Below are 19,611 nucleotides of genomic sequence, written 5' to 3' on the forward strand. Positions count from 1 at the left end.
AACACAACCTTAAGTGGCTGAGATTATATGACGTAAAGATGACAGTTGTGTTACAGACATTATTTATAGGAGAAATATCGAATGATGCGTTATATTATTACTCTTCAAGCACCTGATAGAAAAGGCTTAGTAGAACAAATAGCCAATGTAGTAAGCCGACATAATGGCAACTGGCTAGACTCGGAAATGCGCCATATAGACGGCGTTTTTGCCGCGATATTACAATTAGAAGTCCCAGCACTAAAATGGGATGCATTAGTTGACGCCTTAGAATGCATTGACGGCTTAGCCTTAACCTTTGCTAAAACCACCTTAAGCACGAAACCGATTAAGCATCTGTATTACAACTTAATCGCATACGATCGCCCCGGGATTGTGTTGCACATCTCTAATAAAATGAATGCGTTAGGCGTAAACATTGAACAGTTTAGTAGCCAATACGAAACGGCCAGCCACACAGGCATTGCGTTATTTAGAGCGACAATGGCATTTGGCTTAACCGACCCCGCTCAAGAGGAGCAAATCACGGCATCACTTTATGAAATGGGTGATGATGTTGTATTAGATAAGCTCAGTAAATTAGCATAAGTTGAATTTAACGTTTAAGGCAAAAACAAACGAGGCAAATTAAGGCTAAAATCCGTTTTCATCATCTGCTAAACTGCCACATAATAATGACGATAAATGGATTAACCATGTTTGGAACGCTATCAAAACTAAAAACCCACCTCAATGATGATCATGAGGTGGAGTATCATTTACCTGTCGGAGAAGCGCGTTTAGCGCTTAACCCGCTTATTGGTAAGTCATTAACCATGACTCATACGGGTAATATTTTTTGCAGCAACTGCGGTAAAAAAACCAAGAAAAGTTATTCTCAGGGCCATTGTTATGTATGCATGACAAAACTGGCCAGTTGCGACCTGTGTATAATGAAACCAGAAACATGCCACTTTGATCAAGGCACTTGCCGCGAACCAGAATGGGGCATGTCAAATTGCTTTGTGCCACATTATGTCTATTTGTCTAATACTTCAGGCATTAAAGTAGGTATTACCCGCCATACTCAAATCCCAACCCGTTGGATAGATCAAGGCGCGACTCAAGGCTTACCTATTTTTAAAGTGTCTACCCGTAAAATGTCGGGCTTAATTGAAGTTGAACTGGCAAAATTCATTAATGATAAAACCCATTGGCAAGCGATGCTAAAAGGTCATAATGATGATGTCGATTTGGTAGAGCAAGCTGCGCAGCTTATCCCGTTAATTGAAGATAAACTGCAAGCCCTCGCGGCCGAACATCAAGATATTGTCATTGAACGCCTAGACGCTAATATTCAGGCCATAAGTTATCCGATCACGCAATTCCCAGTTAAAGTAAAGTCGCATAATTTCGATAAAATTGCTGAAGTTAGCGGTATTTTACAAGGCATTAAAGGCCAATATCTTATTTTTGATACAGGGGTGATTAATATCCGTAAATTTTCATCTTACGAAGTAGATGTCAGTTATTAACCTACCTGGTTATTATCGAAATGCTCAAGTAACGAGCTCAGAGAGAAACTCTGGCCTTGTTGCTTGATAGTAACGATCTACGATTACACTGAGTCACTAATAATTTACTTAACTTATAACAACAGCTTAATGAATAAATAGCCGTTGTGTTAATATTAAAACGATATATTTAAGCAAGCGTTAAAAAAATCATTATGGTGAATCATTCATTTCCCCTAGAATTCGACTTATCAAAATAGCTTATTAATCCACTACAGAGACCCTTTCATGGAGTTAGTATTCGCCATTGCGTTATTTGCTTTTTCTGCCGGCATTACTCCTGGCCCGAACAACATTATGTTAATGACCTCTGGAGTGAACTTTGGTATTAAGCGAAGTATTCCTCACTTAATGGGTATAAGCTTAGGTTTTCCGACCATGATATTGGCCGTCGGGCTTGGATTAAGCGCAATATTTAAAGCTTATCCCTTCATCCATATTGTGATTAAAGTGATTGGTATCAGCTACCTACTTTACCTATCATGGCTCATTGCCAATAGCAGCAGTAAAATGGAAGGCAAACCGGTGAGTAAACCGTTTAGTTTTTTGCAAGCGGCTGCGTTTCAATGGGTGAATCCAAAAGGTTGGATCATGGCTGTCGGCGCCATTGCAACATTTACCTCAGTGCAGCAAGAGCTCAATGGCCAAGTGATTACCATTGCCAGCGTATTTTTGTGTGTGGCATTTCCCTGTGCAATTGTCTGGCTTGGATTTGGGGTGGCGCTAAAACGGCTACTTAAAAATGAGCGCCAACAACGTATTTTTAATGTCACAATGGCTTTATTATTAGTAGCATCGATTATCCCAATGATGTTGCCACCCACAACTCACTGAACCATTAAATAGGGTTAAAAGGTTACGTAATGGAACCACATGAATGCCTCACTCACACTGAAAAATGGGTGAAAGATGTCATTATGAAATACAACATTTGCCCGTTTGCCCGTCGAGAGGTGGAACGTGCCAGCATTCGTTATGTTGCCATTGAAGAAACTAAAGTAGCAAAAGTGCTTAATGCGTTAATACAAGAATGCCAATACTTGGACAATCATCCTCAAACTGAAACCACACTGTTTATTCTGCCTCGTGGGTTTGAAGGTTTCTACCCTTATTTAGACATAGTCGATTATGCAAATGATGAATTGATTGAGCAAGGTTATGAAGGCATTTACCAACTCGCCAGTTTTCACCCAGACTATTGCTTTGAAGGTGAACCCCAAGACAGTCCGGCTAATTTTACCAATCGTTCTCCCTACCCTTGCCTGCATATTATCCGTGAAGCCAGTATGGAAATAGCGTTAGCAAGTTATACCGACCCCGAATCCATTCCTGAGCGGAATATTGCTTTTGCAGAGCGTAAAGGCAGCGATTTTTTTGTGGCCTTATTGCAAAACTGCACCAAGTAGCCTTGGTACTCGGGTAAGAGCGATGCTGGGGTGACAAGCAATTAAAGCCTAGAGGCTAGAGCGGACTTCGTCCTGCTAGATCGCTGCGCTACTATACAAGCAAGTAACAGCTAGATGAAACGATCTAGCATCTAGGTCCATTCAATCTTTCCGCTTTTCTAGCCTCTAGCAGCGAAGCGTTCTAGCCTCTAGTAGCGAAGCTATTTAACATCTAGGTTCTTATCGTTCTTTCCCATTGTTGTCGTTATTGAGACAAAATTCACTGATCAATTTTGGCCATTCATTGACATCATCTATCGAGTGAGCAATGTGTAACGTCGAATGTGGTAATATTTTATGCAACTCAATGGCGGTCTCAATGGGGTGAGCCTTATCACCCTCCCAGGCTAAAATCAGGGTTGGCATAGTCAATGTGGCAATGTGTTGTTTATTTGGCAGATCATTGAGGGCGGCTGCGCGAAACAGTCGGTCAAGCGTTTGACGTGTCATCAATTTTAATCCGTCTAACGTGCCCAGCACACTGTGTTCGTGGCCATTAATCAGCCAACTTGGTAGCATTTTTCCCCAATGTTTGGCGTTTATCCTGGCTAACCCTTTACCGCCAAAAATACGCGCTGCTTTGGCCATTTTAGGGTAAATATCCACTTGTGCCGCCCGTGCATCCCATGCTGTGGGCGGGTTCATCAGGATCAATCCTTTTACTTTTTCTGGATACTTCAATGCAGCATATAAGCTCGTGACACTGCCCATTGATTGACCGCCTAAAATAAGCTCTGATGGCGCGCTTAAATGCGTGGCGATGCTTATCATGTCATTCGCCAGTTCTGGCCATAAATAGTCTTCAACGCACTTACCGGCTGAAGACAAGCCATGACCAACGGCGTCATAACGAATAAGCTGTAACTTTTTGGGAAATCGATGCCAGGCATATAAACCAATCGCATCTTCACTTTGAATGCTGCCGGTTGAGCCATGGGCCCAAATAAGGGTCTGTCCCATACCGCTAATGGAACAATTAAACTGATTAATATTAAATTGCTCTGTCATGGCCTATCGCGCTCCTAATGAGTCAACTTATCCTTTTACAATTTCAATCAGTCTATTGATAAATAGAATAACTGCATCTGTGGTATCAAACCGAAATGCTAGACCATAGTGAATTTCATTTAAGCCTTTGTTTCGACGGGTTGGAAATCGGGTCATTTGCGCATTATGGTAATAATCATATTTTGCGTGTACGCCATCTATGGTCGCCAATTCTGTCGAAAAAATTTCAAATGCCGGACGGATAATCAGTAATGGCGTTTGTCCTTCCACATGCAAATAAACCGGTTCTTTTAACTCAGGGAGCATGTATTCGGTAACATTCTTAATATTAAAATTAGTACGACATTTGAGTTCATTCAAGGTTGATGCGGCTTGTTCGAGGGTGATGCTCATAAAATAGATGCCTGTGCTGGGTAATACCATTGATTTATAACACTAGAGTATATGACTTAGGCAGGTAAATAAAAACAAAAAGCCCCGAACATTTGTTCAGGGCTAATGATGTTAATTCGTTAGTATTGGCTATAAACGATACTGGCTATAAAACCACAATTAAGCGTCGATACCTTTACTCGCCAATAACTCGTCGTAAGTGCCTTTGAAATCATTAATACCCTTGTCGGTGATTTCAATAATACGTGTGGCCAATGATGATACAAATGCACGGTCATGGGAGACGAAAATCAATGTGCCTTCGTACTTTTCAAGCGCATTATTTAATGACTCGATTGATTCCATATCCATGTGGTTGGTTGGTTCATCGAGTAACAAAATATTGGCTTTTTGCATGATAAGTTTACCGAAATACATACGGCCTTTTTCACCACCGGACAACACTTTAACGGATTTTTTAATGTCATCTGCGCCAAACAACATACGGCCTAAAATACCGCGAACAGATTGATCGTCATCGTTTTCTTTACGCCATTGACTCATCCATTCAAATAAAGTCATGTCATTAGTAAAATCAGCTTCATGATCCTGGGCGTAGTAACCAAGATTGGCATTTTCAGACCAATTAATAGTCCCTTCGTCTTGTGGAATATCGTGCACTAAAGTACGTAGTAAGGTGGTTTTACCAATACCGTTCTGACCCAAAATAGCAATACGTTCACCCACTTCAACCATTAAGTTCAGTTTGCTAAATAAGGGTTTGTCGTAACCTTTAGTTAAATTTTCGACGACCAGTGCATTTCGAAACAATTTCTTGTCTTGCTCGAAACGAATAAAGGGGTTGACGCGACTTGATGCTTTAATGTCATCAAGTTTAATTTTATCAATTTGCTTAGCGCGTGATGTGGCTTGTTTCGCTTTCGATGCGTTAGCCGAGAAGCGTGCTACGAAGGTTTGTAATTCAGCAATTTGCGCTTTTTTCTTCGCGTTGTCATTCATTAAACGTTCACGTGATTGCTGTGCAGCCATCATGTATTCGTCGTAGTTACCAGGGAACACTCGCAGTTCACCGTAATCTAAGTCAGCCATGTGGGTACACACTGAGTTTAAAAAGTAACGGTCATGGGAAATAATAATCATGGTGCTGTTACGTTGGTTCAACATGTCTTGTAACCAGCGAATAGTATCGATGTCCAAGTTGTTGGTCGGTTCGTCAAGTAACAATAAATCTGGATTTGAGAATAATGCTTGCGCCAATAACACCCGCAATTTGAAACCAGGAGCGATTTCGCTCATTAACCCAAAATGTTGCTCAGTGGCAATACCCACACCAAGCAATAAATCGCCTGCACGAGCGTCCGAGGTATACCCATCCATCTCAGCAAATTCCATCTCAAGCTCAGACACTTTGATACCGTCTTCTTCACTCATTTCAGGTAAAGAATAAATACGGTCACGCTCTTGCTTCACTTTCCACAACTCTCTGTGGCCCATGATCACAGTATCAATGACTGAAAAACTTTCGTAAGCAAACTGGTCTTGGTTTAATTTACCCATGCGCTCGTTAACATCTATCGAGACGTTACCGCTTGAAGGCTCTAAATCACCGGCAAGGATTTTCATAAAGGTGGATTTACCACAACCATTCGCGCCAATTAAACCGTAGCGATTACCGCCACCAAATTTAACTGATAGGTTTTCAAACAGTGGCTTTGCGCCAAACTGCATCGTGATGTTAGCTGTTGTAATCAAAATGAAATTCCAAATCGTGTTGTGTGTTAAAGCCCATATCAAATTATCGTGTAATCGTTTGAGTTGACGTCTAGACGACCCAAGCAAGCAAAAAATGATATTGAAACTGGCATACGGCAAAGCCGAGGTAAATACGAAGCGCAATATTGTAAGGATTTTCGGGCTATTTATCAACCTAAAATGGACCGATATCGATAACAACACAAAAGCAAACACTAACCCGGCGTTGACGGTAAAAGCTTCAACAGCCTAGAGGCTATAAAATCTATAGCAAGAGCCTAGAGCGCTGCACTGCTAGGACGCTGCGCGGCTAGATGCTATAAAATCTTAGCAGCGAAGCGACCCTAGCAGGACGCAATAAAACAAACAGCCTAGAGCGCTGCGCTGCTAGGACGCTGCGCGGCTAGATGCTATAAAAGCAAACAGCACAGCGAAACGACTCTAGCAGGAAGAAGTCCGCCCTAATCTCTAGGCACTGCCAGCTTGTCATCGATTGTCATCGCCGGCTATCGCTTGTCATCCCGCTCTTCTCCGCTTTTATAGCAGCGCAGCGATCTAGCAGGACGCAGTCCGCCCTAGTCTCTAGGCTTTGACCGCTTGTCATCGCTTGTCATCGCTTGCCATCGTTTTTAAAGCTTCAAATAACCAACAATATAATCCAATCCACCAATGATGGCAGCGACTTGAGCGTCGTTACATTCTTGAACGGTGACAAGTGGGCTATCGGGATAGACTTCGGTGGTGGTGTTAAAGTGATTGACTGTAATGCCGGCGCATAAACTGAGTTTTTTAACCGGATAGTTAACCACCCCAAATTGTTCAATCGGCACTTCGATAAGTTGGTTTTTATCATCTGCTGGAGCAATATGAGTCACTTTTAAGACCGAGTCGATAACCGCTTTTTGAAATGCGGGTGTTGGGTTGTCACTGTCACCGACAAGGTAGAAACCGTCAGGAATAATACCTTTGTCGTATTCAACACCATCGCGAGCAGATAATACCGGTCTGAACTCCAGCTCGTCAGTATCGGTAGTTTCATGTAGGTCAATATGCGCATAAATATCGCCCAGTGTTGCGACAAATGCCATCAGTGCAGCAGACTCTTCTGCTGGGCTATTAGGATAAAAAGAACGATTAGGGTCGATGGCTTTAGGATTCCAACGATTAATAGTTTCATAACCCCAAGGACTGATGCAAGGCGCTACGACTACATTGAAATATTGAGCATAGTGTTGTGCTTTCGTGGCTAAGAATTGAATCGCACCTTGTACACCGCTGGTTTCATATCCATGCACACCACCCGTCACGAGAATGGTTTTTTTATTGCTATCCCACTGCTGAGATTTAAACGCAAACAGTGGGTATTTGTCGGCATCATAAGATAACGCGCCGTATTGTACTTGTTCAAACTGAGCGGCCAGCGGGGTTAATTTACTCACCACTTCATCTTGATATGAACGTTTTATCGTCACTTGTGCTAACCATTGGCTTTTGTCAGCATCGGTCCACTTTTGCCCTGGAGTACCAATAGGATACGCTGTTGAATTGCTCATATAACCTCGTTAATCGTTTGTTTTATTGAGTTAATCTATTAAATTTTGATTTGTTTTGGCTTAGCTAAAATGACTAATGCTATGCCTAAAAAAATGATGCAGGCTGAGATACTAAGATGAATACTGATCGTTTCACCTAAAAACAACACGCCACCTAAGGCTGCAATGACGGGAACGGTCAGCTGTAATACCGCGGCATGGGTTGATGTTAACCCACGTAATGCTTGATACCATAATGCATACCCGACACCGGATGCCGCCCCGCCTGACAAGATGGCCAGTAGGATCCCTAATGGTGATAATATGAAGTGGCTCATTGGTTCGGTAACGGCAAACACGGACAGCAACCATACTGCGCCTATCATCACCATAACCAACGGCAAGGTCCGAATAAAATTATATCCAGTGTCGAATAGCGGTTGGCGAGACTGTTTACCCAATAAAGTGTAGCCCCCCCATGCACAGCCACTGATGGCCATTAACACTAAGCCGGTGAGTGAGGGAGCACTAACCCCAGGTAACACTAAATAGCCAAAGCCAGCAAAAGCCAATAATGCCCCAATGAACTCGAGTAACGTCAGTCGTTGACCTTGAATATGGCTGATGACCATCATGCTAATTTGCACTGCGGCAAACAAAATCAACGCACCAGTAGCGGTGTCGAGCAGTACATAAGCGTATGAAAACGCCACAGCATAGATAAACAGTAATCCCGCAGCAAACAAGCTACCTCGGCGAGTGGAGTTATTAGTGTCGGTTTTACTTGGTCGCAATAACATTAATAACCACAACACCAAGGCACCTGTGGTCAAACGAATGGCCGTAAAACTGCTTGGGTCAATTAATGGCGTTGTTTGCTGGGTCGATGATAACGCCATGCGGCACAATACTGAGTTAGCCGCAAATGCAACCAAGGCTATCATGGTATACAGGGGAATAGAAAACCGCGATAAAAACGCTGATAGAGCAGACATAAACGGGGCTACTTAGCGTTGTTTTTAAAGGTGAATTTATTGAAAAACCATTGTATTACAGCCACTTGCTGCACATGTGTTAAACCAAAGTAGACGCAAATCCAAGGTGAGATAAGTAAAAACCACGGTAAAGCAGCCGTTGAACGATCGGAAAAGAATAAATACAAAAAACCGCCATAGATGATTATCACCCCTAGCACTCCAACAATTAACATGATTTTTTTGATCAGAAATTCTAATTTGGCCACGTAATAGCATCCCTAAAGAGTGAAAAAATAACGCCAAGCTAATACGAATAGTATTAGCTTGGCGTGACAGCATCATAACAAACTTAAAGCAGATATCATCGCTTATAAACGAATACCACCATCAATTTCGAACACTCGGCCATTCACATAATCATTTTCAATGATAAAACGCACCGTTGAAGCAATTTCTTCTGGCTGACCTAAACGGCCAACTGGAACCATTTTTTCAAGGCGTTCTAACGCTTCTGGTTTCATGGCGGCGGTCATTTCAGTAGCAATAACACCTGGGGCAACGGCGGCACTGCGAATGTTATAGCGCGCGAGTTCTTTGGCCCAGCCTACGGACATGGCTGCTACGCCCGCTTTAGACGCCGAATAATTAGACTGCCCCATATTACCGGATTTAGCTAAGCTAGAAATATTAATGATCACCCCAGCTTGGCCCGTTTCAATCATGGCTGCAGCCGCTTCGCGACCACACAAAAAAGTGCCGGTTAAGTTTACGTTGATCACCGATTGAAATTGCTGATACGACATGCGGTCGATCACTTTGCCTTCTTTGGCTTTGACCATTAACCCGTCACGTAAAATACCGGCGTTGTTAATTAACACATTCACTTGACCAAAATCTTCAACAATATATTTAAAGCCAGCGACGACATCTTCTTCATCAGTAATGTCTAAGGCGTAGCCTTGTACTTCAGTTGTTGAACCTAAATCAGCACAGGCTTCTTCAAGCTTGGTTTGATCAACATCGATAAGCGCCAATTTAGCCCCTCGAGCAGCTAAATCGTGCGCCATTGCCAGACCTAGTCCACCTGCTCCGCCAGTAATGACGACAACCTTATCTTTTAATTCCATCAACTGAATCCTTTATTTTTTCTTTGAAAATTGTTCAAAAATACTCGAAAAATCGCGACGACCATGGCCTTGACGAGCATGATTAACATATAAGCTACGAGCCAGAGAACTCATTGGTGTGCTTGAATTAGAGGCGACTGCCGCTTCTTGCGACAAGCCTAAATCTTTGACCATCAAGTCAACCATAAAGCCACCTTGATAATCGTTAGACGACGGTACGTTTTCCATCACATCAGGGCATGGATTATACTTTTCTAAGGTCCAGTTACCGCCACTGCTGACTTTCATGATATCAGATAGCACTTTAGGATCTAAGCCATTATCCAAACCTAATTGTAATGACTCACTGGTACCGACCATTAACACAGACAACAGCATGTTATTACAAATTTTGGCAATTTGACCTGCCCCTACCGCGCCAGCATGGAAAATATTGCCGCCCATAACCGTCAACACCGTTTGCGCTTGTTGATAAGCTTGGTCAGTCCCGCCACAGATAAAGGTTAAGGTGCCTGCTGCAGCGCCTGCCGTGCCGCCAGAGACTGGTGCATCCATAAACTCAATCCCTTTCTCGGCGGCTTTAGCACCCACTAAACGGGCACTATCGGCATCGATGGTAGAGCAATCAATTAATAATGCCTGTTTTGACACCACCTCTAGTAGGCCTTTATTGTTGTCATCACCTAAATACAAACTGCGCACATGCTTACCTGCAGGTAGCATGGTAATCACAAAATCGGCCGATGCCGCTGCACCACACGCCGTTTTGGCGCTTAATGCACCTTGTGCAGTTAAGGCTTCTAGTGCCGCCGGATTTAAGTCAAACACCTTAACGGTTAAGCCGGCTTTAACTAAGTTGGCCGCCATTGGGCCGCCCATGTTACCTAAACCAATAAATGCTACTGTTGCCATATTGCTCATCCTTTTTAATTAAAGCTTGCTAATGGGTGTTTATCTGCAGCCCAAGGCGATGCAACTAACTGGGCAATCTTGTTTGCGTCCACAGCCTCTACATCAGTAAACAACCATTGTGGGCTTCGGTCTTTATCTATCAATAATGCTCGAATGCCTTCGCAAAAATCACCCATGGAGCAACAATTAACGCTCACGCCTAACTCCCATTTAAAGCATTCTGCCAAGCTAAGATCGGTACCCAATGCTGCCTGAGCAAAAATTAAATGCCAACTAATCGGGCTGCCAGCTAATGCGGTTTTTTGTGCTCGTTTAAGCCAATCAAGTTCAGTATTTAGGGTTGATAATTGGTGATGTACATCAAGAATGTCACCGGCCATTAATAAATCGATTTGGCTTTGAAATTGTTGCAAAGCACTGGTTGGCAGCGATGCTAAATGCGGCTGAGTCATGCCAGTGAGCAAGTCACTCAATAAGTGATGATTCTGCTCACTATCTTGACTCCAAGCCAGTTCAGCCATGGCATCGAAAAATGGCTCTTTTTCATCGCTATTAAGATAATGATTACCCAAGCCAACATACAGCGCATCTGCTGCCCCCATGTTGTAAGCCGTTAAGCCCAAAAACAGCCCAGTTTTACCCGGCATACGATTTAAAAAGTAGCTAGCGCCTACATCAGGGTATAGCCCAATGGTGACTTCTGGCATCGCAATACGGCTGCGTTCAGTGACAACTCGATGACTTCCACCCGCCATTAATCCTAACCCGCCGCCCATCACAATACCGTCGCCCCACACCAATACGGGTTTACCGAATTGATGCAGTAAATAATCAAGCTGATATTCTTGGGTAAAAAAATCACCGGCTTCTGCGGTCAAGTTATTCGGGTTTGCCACTGCAGCATGATAAATCGCTCGCACATCCCCCCCCGCGCAGAAGGCTTTGTCGCCTGCACCATCCATTACCACACAAGCAATACTATCGTCCTGCTGCCACTGAGTTAGCTGCGCTTGCATGGCTTGCAACATGTCGAGATTCAATGCATTAAGCGCTTTTTCGATATTGAGCGTGACCACACCAATTGATTGGCCTGATAGCGTCCCTAATGTTTGAAATATTACATCTTGAGTCATTAGCCGTTCTTCCATTTTGGGGTGCGTTTTTGAAAAAAGGCATTCACACCTTCAGTTTGATCTTCAGTATCAAATAAACCAATAAACCGCTCACGCTCAAGCGGCAGCGCTTGTGTAAGCGCCATTGTGCGCCCAGCTTGAATAAGAGGTTTACATACGTTAACACTGCAAGGTGACTGTCTAGCTACTTTAGCTGCCAGAGCAACAGCGGCATTCAATGCTTGACCTTTTTCGACCATTTCTTCAACTAAACCGATTTTCTCTGCTTTAGTGGCATCAATAAGTTCACCACACAAAATCATCCGCTTAGCCCAACCTTCGCCAACTAATGCGGTTAAGTTTTGGGTTCCACCGGCGCAAGGCGATAATCCTACTGATGCTTCAGGCAATGCCATTTTCGCTTGCGCTTCAGCGATACGTAAGTCGCAAGCTAACGCCACTTCTAATCCACCGCTAATGGCAAAACCATTAATGGCAGCAATCGACACACCGCGAAACGCACTTAAGGCTTCAAACGCTTCACCAAAATGTTCCGCCATGGAAGCTGCATTGACTTTATCGCCGTCGGCAAACAAATTTAAATCTGCACCTGCTGAAAAAAATTTATCCCCTTGACCTGTGATCACCAAAGCATAAATAGTTTTGTTTTGGTTTAGCTTAAGCACTGTGTGTTTCAGCGCTTGTAAACTGTCAGCGGTCCAAGTATTGGCTGGCGGATTATTCAGGGTCAAAATAGCCGTGTGGCCTATAATATGTTCAAGAATATCGGGTTGAGTAGTCATAACCTTATGTCCTTATGCTAGAAAATCAGTTGTGGATCATTCAGTTGTAGAATAGTCAGTAGTGAACCTGTTTGTTACAGGATAGGATGAGCATCGCTGGCTAACAAACGACGGGCAATAATTAAGCGCATTATCTCATTGGTGCCCTCTAAAATTTGGTGCACGCGTACATCGCGGAAATGACGTTCTAATGGATATTCGCGGATGTAACCGTAACCACCATGAATTTGCAACGCACTGTCACATACTTGAAAACCGACATCGGTGGCAAAGCGTTTTGCCATGGCACAATAGGCGCTGGCTTCAGGGTCTTGGGTATCTAATTTAAATGCCGCTAAACGCACCATTTGACGCGCAGCAACCAGTTCAGTCGCCATATCTGCAAGTTTAAACTGCAATGCTTGAAAAGCCGCTAATGGCTTACCAAACTGTTTACGCTCATTCATGTATTGGGTGGCGTGGGTTAATGCCGCTTGAGCGGTACCAATTGAACAGGTGGCAATGTTAATCCGTCCGCCGTCTAAGCCTTTCATCGCAAACGTAAAGCCTTGGCCTTCTTCACCGAGTAAATTGGCCGCTGGCACACGTACGTTTTCAAAACTTATCATTTTTGTTGGCTGAGCGTTCCAGCCCATTTTATCTTCTGCTTTACCATAGGTTACTCCAGCGGCATCAGCTGGTACCGCAATGGCTGAAATGCCTTTAGGGCCTGGCTCACCAGTGCGGCACATCACCACCAAAAGCTCGGTTTCTCCGGCGCCTGAAATAAACATTTTCGATCCTGTGATCAGGTAATCATCACCGTCACGCACGGCTTTAGTTTGCAGTGATGCAGCATCACTGCCAGCGCCAGACTCAGTTAAACAGTATGAAGCCAATAATTGTCCGGTAGTTAAGCCTTCAGACCACTGTTGACGTAGGGTTTCAGTGCCCCAAGTAGTGACCATCCAAGTGGCCATATTATGAATGGTTAACATCGCCGTAGTGGTGGTACAGCCATGGGCTAATTCTTCAAAAATAATCGAGGCGTCTAAGCGAGATAAGCCCATGCCACCTTCAGATTCAGGCGAATACAATGAACAAAACCCTAGCTCGCCGGCTTTTTGAATCACGTCTTTAGGAAAATGATGCTCTTCGTCCCACTTGGCGGCGAATGGCGCGAGTTGTTCTGCGGCAAATTGACGGGCTAAATCAGCAAACTGACGCTGATCTTCATTTAAATTAAAATCCATGCTGGACTCCTGTTATTGTCTTGGATGACTCTTGGGTCATTTGATCTTTTGCCCGCCTGCAGCTTAAGCTGCTTAACCATTATAGTGTCTGGTCTTGCTACACCATCATAAAATGGCGCGAGTCAACATTGTCTTGTTGTGTTGGCAGATAAATGTTGCCGCGATAAATCAATAAACTATCGCGACAAATGGATACTAACCCCAGTGGAGCTTATTTGAGATCAATGCTCATGTTAGGGCCGCTAACGGCTTCTGCATCAAACCAGCGCGAGGTAATGGTTTTAGTTTCGGTGCAAAAACGCACAGCTTGTTTGCCATAAGCGTGTTGATCACCATAGAAACTGCCTTTCCAACCGGTAAATGAAAAGAAGGGTAATGGCACTGGAATTGGCACGTTAATGCCCACTTGGCCAACTTCAATTTCGTGTTGATATTTACGGGCCGCGCCGCCCGAGGCGGTAAAGATTGAGGTACCATTGCCATAAGGGCTATTGTTCACCAGCTCGATAGCATCGTCTAAATTTTCGGCTTCCATACAACACAGGACGGGGCCAAATATTTCTTCTTTGTAAATGCTCATGTCGGTGGTGACATTGGTAAACATGGTTGGGCCAACCCAGTTACCAGACTCATACCCTGCAACCGTAAAGTCACTACCATCGAGTAAACATTCAGCGCCTTCGGCTTTACCTTGGGCAATTAATTTCAGCACCCGTACTTTAGCTGCTGGGCTAATGACAGGGCCATAGGCTGCGTCTTTGTCATCCCAGAAACCCGGACGGACCTTGGCTAACGCTTGTTTTAATTCTGGGATCCACTCTTTGGCTTTACCGACAAAAATCGCTACTGAAATCGCCATACAACGCTGACCAGCTGCGCCAACAGAGGCGCCAACCATGTTATTGATCACTTGCTGCTTGTTCGCATCAGGCATGATCACGCAGTGGTTTTTAGCCCCCGCGAAGGCTTGCACGCGTTTTAGGTTGTCAGTACCGGTTTTATAAATATATTGGCCAACCCCCACTGAGCCCACAAACGAAATCGCTTTAATGACTGGGTCTCTTAGCAAAATGTCGACTGCTGTCTTGTCGCCATGGATAAGTTGTAATACGCCTTTTGGCGCACCAGCTTCAACAAACAATTCCACTAAACGTTGTGGCGTCATAGGATCTTGTTCAGATGGTTTTAAAATAAAGGTATTACCACAAGCAATCGATAACGGGAACATCCATAACGGGATCATTGCGGGAAAGTTAAACGGGGTAATACCGGCGCATACACCCAAGGGTTGAGTGTAGCTATAGGTATCGATATTACGGGCGACGTTTTCAACGGTTTCGCCCATCATTAATGTTGCAACACCACAAGCATGTTCGGCCACTTCAATACCGCGCCATACATCACCTTTAGCATCTTCAAAGGTTTTACCTGTCTCTTGAGCCAAAATCGTCGCCAATTCGTCGTGATGTTCTTTAAGTAAATGTTGGTAACGCAACATGACCCGCGCACGTTCAGACACGGGGACTTCTTTCCAGGTTTTAAACGCTTCTTTGGCACTGTGAATGGCCTGCTCTACTTCGGCAGTAGTAGCGCAGTTAATTTTTGCGATAACCGTATTGTTGGCTGGGTTGGTGACGTCAATATTGCGATCGCCGCAACCATGAGTGAATTCGCCATCAATATAATGCTTAACTTGTGTGATCATGTTGCTTTCCTCGATCCTTGAATATCTTGTGAGTGAATAACATCACTCGTATTGAGTTACTGCACAGGTAATGCGGATTATTATGGTTGTCAGTATCACATTTAATGTGGCTGCGTTTGCTTCTACCTGTGCGGTAGTGTTGTTGAACTAATGCCTTGTTGAGCTTAGCTAATGTTGATTTTTACACTTCTATAGCCATGGCGGTGGCTTCACCGCCACCAATGCATAACGATGCCACACCACGTTTTAAGCCACGAGCTTTTAAGGCATAAATCAGTGTGACTAATAAACGCGCACCAGAACAACCAATAGGATGGCCTAACGCACAGGCACCGCCATTAACGTTGACTTTGTTGGCATCTAAGCCTAGTTCTGAAATCGCTAACATGCTCACCATGGCAAAAGCTTCGTTGATTTCATATAAATCGACATCGCCTTTATTCCACTGCACTTTTTCGAACAATTTTTGCATCGCGCCTACAGGTGCGGTGGTAAACATTGATGGTTCTTGTGAATGAGTGGTGTGGCCTTTGATGGTGGCTAATACGTTTAAGCCAAGTTGTTGTGCTTTGTCTCGGGTCATCAACATTAATGCTGCTGCGCCATCTGATATTGAACTTGAATTGGCTGCGGTGATGGTGCCGTCTTTGGTAAAAGCGGCACGCAGTGTTGGGATTTTTTCTGGCCGCGCGTTACCGGGCTGCTCGTCAGTATCAACGGTGACATCGCCGCGGCGAGTGCTGATATGAACGGGTACCACTTCGTCTTTAAATGCGCCTGACTGAATCGCACGATTGGCTTTTTCTAGTGAAGCCAAGGCAAACGCGTCCATTTGTTGGCGAGTTAAGCCAAAGTCGTCGGCCGTTTTTTGCGCAAACGTGCCCATAGCGCCGCCAGTGTAAGCATCTTCAAGACCGTCTAAAAACATGTGGTCGATGACTTTACCGTGGCCCATACGCATCCCACTGCGCGCTTTGTCGAGTAAGTATGGTGCCTGGCTCATGTTTTCCATGCCTCCCGCAATAACCACATTATTGCTACCCGCTTTAATTAAATCGTGGGCTAACATGACCGCTTTCATGCCTGAACCACAGACTTTATTGACCGTAGTTGCGCCTACGCTAAAAGGTAAACCAGCCCCCAGAGTGGCTTGGCGAGCGGGCGCCTGTCCAAGACCTGCTGGTAATACACAACCCATTAATACTTCGTCGACGCTATTGTCACTCACACCCGTTTGGGCTAATAAGCCTTTAATCGCGGTAGCAGCTAATACCGGAGATGCCACTTCAGATAACGCCCCTTGAAACCCACCCATTGGTGTACGCTTCGCAGCAACAATAACGATATCTTGACCTGTTTGCTCTGTACTCATAACCACTCCAATTTACTGCGCGTAAAAATTAACATCAATAATATGAATATCACTCTGACGTTGACGCGAACGTAAAGCAAGTAAAAAATGGTCTAAACTGTGATGTTAATCTCACTGAGTTGTCATTGAAGATTTACACTTGATAAAAACAGATCGGAATTGATAACTAATTAACTGTTTGTAATAGCGTTATTAGCTATAGGTGTTACTGAGGATAACTGAATTAAACTTTAGTCTATGAGGTATATCTATAAGGTAAGTCTACCGGAAGAAATGGAGCTCGGTAGGCTTTTAGTCATCGAACTTCAGCCAAAATCGACATTCACTCGAGTCACAATTATCTGAATGTCAGAGAAACAAAAGGCTACTACACGTTATCGCGTAATAGCCCCAATGTAAGTAACCCCATCTTCAAACCCGAGTTAAGGTTAAGTAAATTGGTTAGTTAGTTGATCAATATATCACTAGGTTATTTTTTATTTTCCCATGGCGTTTTGGCATTCATGTCTGATAAATCATAAGGCGTTAACTGATAAACGTAATAGTTAAGCCAATTACTGACTAATAAACTGCCATGGCTATGCCAACGGACAATAGGATCTTGATTGGGATCATCTTGACGGTAATAATTTTTGGGAATATCAGGGTTAAGTCCCTGGCCCACATCGCGGACATATTCTTCGTTTAACGTGTCTTTTTGATACTCAGGATGGCCCATAACAAACACATTATGGTTATCGCGACTGAGCACAATATAGGCCCCAGCTTCATCAGATTCTGCCAACACTTCTAAATCAGGATGTTGGCGAACTTGTTCGATGTCCATTTCAGCAAATCGTGAATGCGGCGCAAAAAATTCATCATCAAAACCACGTAATAATGGATGCGGGTCGCTGGTTCGGCGATGATTAAATACCCCTGTACGTTTGTTCGCTAATAACCGACGGTGCAAATCATATAGATGATAAAAACCAGCATGAGCAGCCCAACACAGAAATAATACTGATGTCACATGTTGTTGAGACCAATCAATAATCTCGCGAATATGGTCCCAATATTCAACATCTTTAAAATCAATTTGCCCTAGCGGCGCGCCCGTAATAATCAAGCCATCGTAATTGTTATGTCTGATGTCTTCAAAATCACGATAAAAAGTATTCATGTGGTCCACTGAAGTGTGCTTCGATTCTTTATCATGAATGCGTAATAAATCAACCCCAACCTGCAATGGTGTGTTACCCAGTAAACGTAATAGTTGGGTTTCTGTTTCGATTTTATTAGGCATTAAATTCAAGATTAATACCCGCATTGGACGAATGTCCTGATTGGCTGCACGGGTTTCTGACATCACAAAGATATTTTCTGACTCTAAAATACTTGCCGCTGGCAGGTTATCTGGAATTCGAACCGGCATACTTGTTACCTTTTGTGTGGATTAAACAAATTATCTTGCGTTTGTAACCATAAGCATCTTACTTAACAATGAGCTTGTCGTAACGATCATATCGTCGCTTAACCGACTTACATAGAATGTGCAGACATAATTAACGTATTTAACCCTGCATTTATTACCGATTGAGATCACAAAACCGATATAAATTTTTGCCTAAAAAACCGCCCAAACATCTGCATTATCATCGTCACATTATGTTAAAAAAATAATGATCTACCTGTCTATAAGGCTTGTAGCATGCTCGACTACCCTATCATGGCCGTGAGTACCAAGCGCTCACGGTTAACAGCTTTTATCATACACAAGGATGTCTAGAAGTCTACACGTCTTAGTCGAAAAATTTTCCTGCTTGTTATCAATAACTGATATTCCTATTATAAGGCACCATATTACGATGATGTTTACTATGTTGACAACGACGTCTACCGCGACAGCAATGATTATTGGTGCCAGTTCGCAATTAAGCCAAGCGCTTGCACGGCAGCTATCTGAACAAAACGTATCCCTAGTACTTTTTGTACCAGAAGCTGATCAGCTAACTGAATTTTGCCAAACCTTACCTGGGGAAGTGACTGTATACCCTTTAAGTATTGGCCAACCTGAACGGTTAATTGAGCAGCTCACCACGGCATGGGAGCAACACAATGGCGCTCATCTAGTGATAGTGAATACGGGTGTGAATCACTACGATGCCACGCTACCTTGGCCGATTGAACAACATATTATTGATGTGAATGTCAGAGGATTTGCCGCCATCAGTAACTGTATTTTTAAATTAATGTGCCAACAAGGTTATGGTCAACTCGCCGCTATTAACTCTATTGCCGGCCAGCGCGGTGGACCAAATGTGGCTTACCATGCATCTAAAGCGTTTGCGGTTAATTATCTACAAGGTTTGTGCATGCATGCGCAACGATTGAAATTGCCCATTACCATCAGCGATATTCAATTAGGGTTATTTGACAAGGCTATGTTACTCAACACTGCATTTTTATTGTCGCCGATAGACAAGGTTGCCAAACAAATATTAACCGCCCTTAAAAAAGGTAAACGGCGAGTATATGTCACTAAACGTTGGCGTGTTGTTGCGTGGATGAATCGATTATTACCTGAATATATTTATAATACCCGTCATTGGAAACCGCGTAAAAAAACCAAGTAATTCATACCAATAAAAACAGGAACATATTAGTTCCTGTTTTTTTATACTCTTACTTTAGCTTCACTTAACTTAC

19 protein-coding genes are annotated in these 19,611 nt (G+C 43.5%); 5 read left to right on the top strand and 14 right to left on the bottom strand.

The annotated features are described in order from the left end of the window. The first annotated feature begins 81 nt into the window (after positions 1–81). The 4 genes from AAEZ02_RS05750 to AAEZ02_RS05765 all read left to right on the top strand — a co-directional run bounded on the left by AAEZ02_RS05750 (position 82) and on the right by AAEZ02_RS05765 (position 2,959). The gene (locus tag AAEZ02_RS05750) at positions 82–588 is read left to right on the top strand and encodes a glycine cleavage system transcriptional repressor (protein WP_124011839.1); all 507 of its coding nucleotides are present in this window, start codon (positions 82–84) and stop codon (positions 586–588) included. A gap of 107 nt (positions 589–695) precedes the next feature. After that, positions 696–1,514, top strand: a complete 819-nt coding sequence (locus AAEZ02_RS05755; RefSeq protein WP_101032214.1) for a DUF2797 domain-containing protein — start codon at positions 696–698, stop codon at positions 1,512–1,514. A 267-nt stretch (positions 1,515–1,781) separates the two neighbouring features. Next, positions 1,782–2,387 (top strand): LysE family translocator, encoded by a 606-nt coding sequence (locus AAEZ02_RS05760; RefSeq protein ID WP_101032215.1) that lies wholly within the window; start codon positions 1,782–1,784, stop codon positions 2,385–2,387. Between the two features lie 29 nt (positions 2,388–2,416). Further along, complete coding sequence (locus tag AAEZ02_RS05765) at positions 2,417–2,959, top strand: DUF1415 domain-containing protein (protein ID WP_124011840.1); 543 nt, start codon at positions 2,417–2,419, stop codon at positions 2,957–2,959. 219 nt (positions 2,960–3,178) lie between these two features. On the opposite strand, the gene AAEZ02_RS05770 is transcribed toward AAEZ02_RS05765, so the two are convergent. From AAEZ02_RS05770 to metA, 14 genes are all read right to left on the bottom strand, one after another. Beyond that, the gene (locus AAEZ02_RS05770; protein WP_124011841.1) at positions 3,179–4,006 is read right to left on the bottom strand and encodes an alpha/beta fold hydrolase; all 828 of its coding nucleotides are present in this window, start codon (positions 4,004–4,006) and stop codon (positions 3,179–3,181) included. Between the two features lie 27 nt (positions 4,007–4,033). Further along, on the bottom strand, positions 4,034–4,399 hold the full coding sequence (locus AAEZ02_RS05775) for a hypothetical protein (RefSeq protein ID WP_164839502.1): 366 nt from the start codon (positions 4,397–4,399) through the stop codon (positions 4,034–4,036). 159 nt (positions 4,400–4,558) lie between these two features. Then, positions 4,559–6,151: an ABC-F family ATPase gene (locus tag AAEZ02_RS05780; RefSeq protein ID WP_101032219.1), complete on the bottom strand. Its 1,593-nt coding sequence runs from the start codon at positions 6,149–6,151 to the stop codon at positions 4,559–4,561. 629 nt (positions 6,152–6,780) lie between these two features. After that, complete coding sequence (locus AAEZ02_RS05785) at positions 6,781–7,704, bottom strand: M14 family metallopeptidase (RefSeq protein ID WP_124011842.1); 924 nt, start codon at positions 7,702–7,704, stop codon at positions 6,781–6,783. A 38-nt stretch (positions 7,705–7,742) separates the two neighbouring features. Beyond that, complete coding sequence (locus tag AAEZ02_RS05790) at positions 7,743–8,678, bottom strand: DMT family transporter (RefSeq protein WP_206191816.1); 936 nt, start codon at positions 8,676–8,678, stop codon at positions 7,743–7,745. 8 nt (positions 8,679–8,686) lie between these two features. Beyond that, positions 8,687–8,893, bottom strand: a complete 207-nt coding sequence (locus AAEZ02_RS05795) for a hypothetical protein (protein ID WP_351122291.1) — start codon at positions 8,891–8,893, stop codon at positions 8,687–8,689. 135 nt (positions 8,894–9,028) lie between these two features. Beyond that, on the bottom strand, positions 9,029–9,787 hold the full coding sequence (locus AAEZ02_RS05800) for an SDR family oxidoreductase (RefSeq protein WP_101032221.1): 759 nt from the start codon (positions 9,785–9,787) through the stop codon (positions 9,029–9,031). 12 nt (positions 9,788–9,799) lie between these two features. Next, entirely contained in the window at positions 9,800–10,699 is a 900-nt protein-coding gene (gene mmsB, locus AAEZ02_RS05805) for a 3-hydroxyisobutyrate dehydrogenase (protein ID WP_351122227.1), read from the bottom strand. A gap of 14 nt (positions 10,700–10,713) precedes the next feature. Then, positions 10,714–11,832 (bottom strand): enoyl-CoA hydratase/isomerase family protein, encoded by a 1,119-nt coding sequence (locus AAEZ02_RS05810; protein WP_351088791.1) that lies wholly within the window; start codon positions 11,830–11,832, stop codon positions 10,714–10,716. After that, positions 11,832–12,614 (bottom strand): enoyl-CoA hydratase, encoded by a 783-nt coding sequence (locus tag AAEZ02_RS05815; protein ID WP_351122230.1) that lies wholly within the window; start codon positions 12,612–12,614, stop codon positions 11,832–11,834. Before AAEZ02_RS05815 ends, AAEZ02_RS05810 begins: the two co-directional genes overlap by 1 nt. Before the next feature lie 74 nt (positions 12,615–12,688). After that, entirely contained in the window at positions 12,689–13,846 is a 1,158-nt protein-coding gene (locus tag AAEZ02_RS05820) for an acyl-CoA dehydrogenase family protein (protein WP_124011844.1), read from the bottom strand. 211 nt (positions 13,847–14,057) lie between these two features. Then, on the bottom strand, positions 14,058–15,551 hold the full coding sequence (locus AAEZ02_RS05825) for a CoA-acylating methylmalonate-semialdehyde dehydrogenase (RefSeq protein ID WP_351122232.1): 1,494 nt from the start codon (positions 15,549–15,551) through the stop codon (positions 14,058–14,060). Between the two features lie 181 nt (positions 15,552–15,732). Further along, the gene (locus AAEZ02_RS05830; protein ID WP_124011846.1) at positions 15,733–16,923 is read right to left on the bottom strand and encodes a thiolase family protein; all 1,191 of its coding nucleotides are present in this window, start codon (positions 16,921–16,923) and stop codon (positions 15,733–15,735) included. 469 nt (positions 16,924–17,392) lie between these two features. Continuing rightward, positions 17,393–18,337, bottom strand: a complete 945-nt coding sequence (metA, locus tag AAEZ02_RS05835; protein ID WP_101032228.1) for a homoserine O-acetyltransferase MetA — start codon at positions 18,335–18,337, stop codon at positions 17,393–17,395. A 445-nt stretch (positions 18,338–18,782) separates the two neighbouring features. On the opposite strand from metA, the gene AAEZ02_RS05840 reads away from it, so the two are divergent. Then, positions 18,783–19,538, top strand: coding sequence for an SDR family NAD(P)-dependent oxidoreductase (locus AAEZ02_RS05840; RefSeq protein WP_101034702.1), 756 nt, complete (start codon positions 18,783–18,785; stop codon positions 19,536–19,538). The last annotated feature ends 73 nt before the right edge of the window (positions 19,539–19,611 follow it).

This window comes from Shewanella sp. T24-MNA-CIBAN-0130 (assembly GCF_040310185.1).
Taxonomy (GTDB): Bacteria; Pseudomonadota; Gammaproteobacteria; order Enterobacterales; family Shewanellaceae; genus Shewanella; species Shewanella psychromarinicola.

Bases quoted from the DNA above. Each gene is read 5' to 3' on its own strand.
- AAEZ02_RS05795 (WP_351122291.1), bottom strand. From the start codon at position 8,893: ATGTTAATTGTTGGAGTGCTAGGGGTGATAATCATCTATGGCGGTTTT.
- AAEZ02_RS05765 (WP_124011840.1), top strand. From the start codon at position 2,417: ATGGAACCACATGAATGCCTCACTCACACTGAAAAATGGGTGAAAGAT.
- AAEZ02_RS05800 (WP_101032221.1), bottom strand. From the start codon at position 9,787: ATGGAATTAAAAGATAAGGTTGTCGTCATTACTGGCGGAGCAGGTGGA.
- AAEZ02_RS05750 (WP_124011839.1), top strand. From the start codon at position 82: ATGATGCGTTATATTATTACTCTTCAAGCACCTGATAGAAAAGGCTTA.
- AAEZ02_RS05810 (WP_351088791.1), bottom strand. From the start codon at position 11,832: ATGACTCAAGATGTAATATTTCAAACATTAGGGACGCTATCAGGCCAA.
- AAEZ02_RS05770 (WP_124011841.1), bottom strand. From the start codon at position 4,006: ATGACAGAGCAATTTAATATTAATCAGTTTAATTGTTCCATTAGCGGT.
- mmsB (WP_351122227.1), bottom strand. From the start codon at position 10,699: ATGGCAACAGTAGCATTTATTGGTTTAGGTAACATGGGCGGCCCAATG.
- AAEZ02_RS05840 (WP_101034702.1), top strand. From the start codon at position 18,783: ATGTTGACAACGACGTCTACCGCGACAGCAATGATTATTGGTGCCAGT.
- AAEZ02_RS05785 (WP_124011842.1), bottom strand. From the start codon at position 7,704: ATGAGCAATTCAACAGCGTATCCTATTGGTACTCCAGGGCAAAAGTGG.
- AAEZ02_RS05815 (WP_351122230.1), bottom strand. From the start codon at position 12,614: ATGACTACTCAACCCGATATTCTTGAACATATTATAGGCCACACGGCT.
- AAEZ02_RS05775 (WP_164839502.1), bottom strand. From the start codon at position 4,399: ATGAGCATCACCCTCGAACAAGCCGCATCAACCTTGAATGAACTCAAA.
- AAEZ02_RS05755 (WP_101032214.1), top strand. From the start codon at position 696: ATGTTTGGAACGCTATCAAAACTAAAAACCCACCTCAATGATGATCAT.
- AAEZ02_RS05790 (WP_206191816.1), bottom strand. From the start codon at position 8,678: ATGTCTGCTCTATCAGCGTTTTTATCGCGGTTTTCTATTCCCCTGTAT.
- AAEZ02_RS05760 (WP_101032215.1), top strand. From the start codon at position 1,782: ATGGAGTTAGTATTCGCCATTGCGTTATTTGCTTTTTCTGCCGGCATT.
- AAEZ02_RS05830 (WP_124011846.1), bottom strand. From the start codon at position 16,923: ATGAGTACAGAGCAAACAGGTCAAGATATCGTTATTGTTGCTGCGAAG.
- AAEZ02_RS05825 (WP_351122232.1), bottom strand. From the start codon at position 15,551: ATGATCACACAAGTTAAGCATTATATTGATGGCGAATTCACTCATGGT.
- AAEZ02_RS05820 (WP_124011844.1), bottom strand. From the start codon at position 13,846: ATGGATTTTAATTTAAATGAAGATCAGCGTCAGTTTGCTGATTTAGCC.
- metA (WP_101032228.1), bottom strand. From the start codon at position 18,337: ATGCCGGTTCGAATTCCAGATAACCTGCCAGCGGCAAGTATTTTAGAG.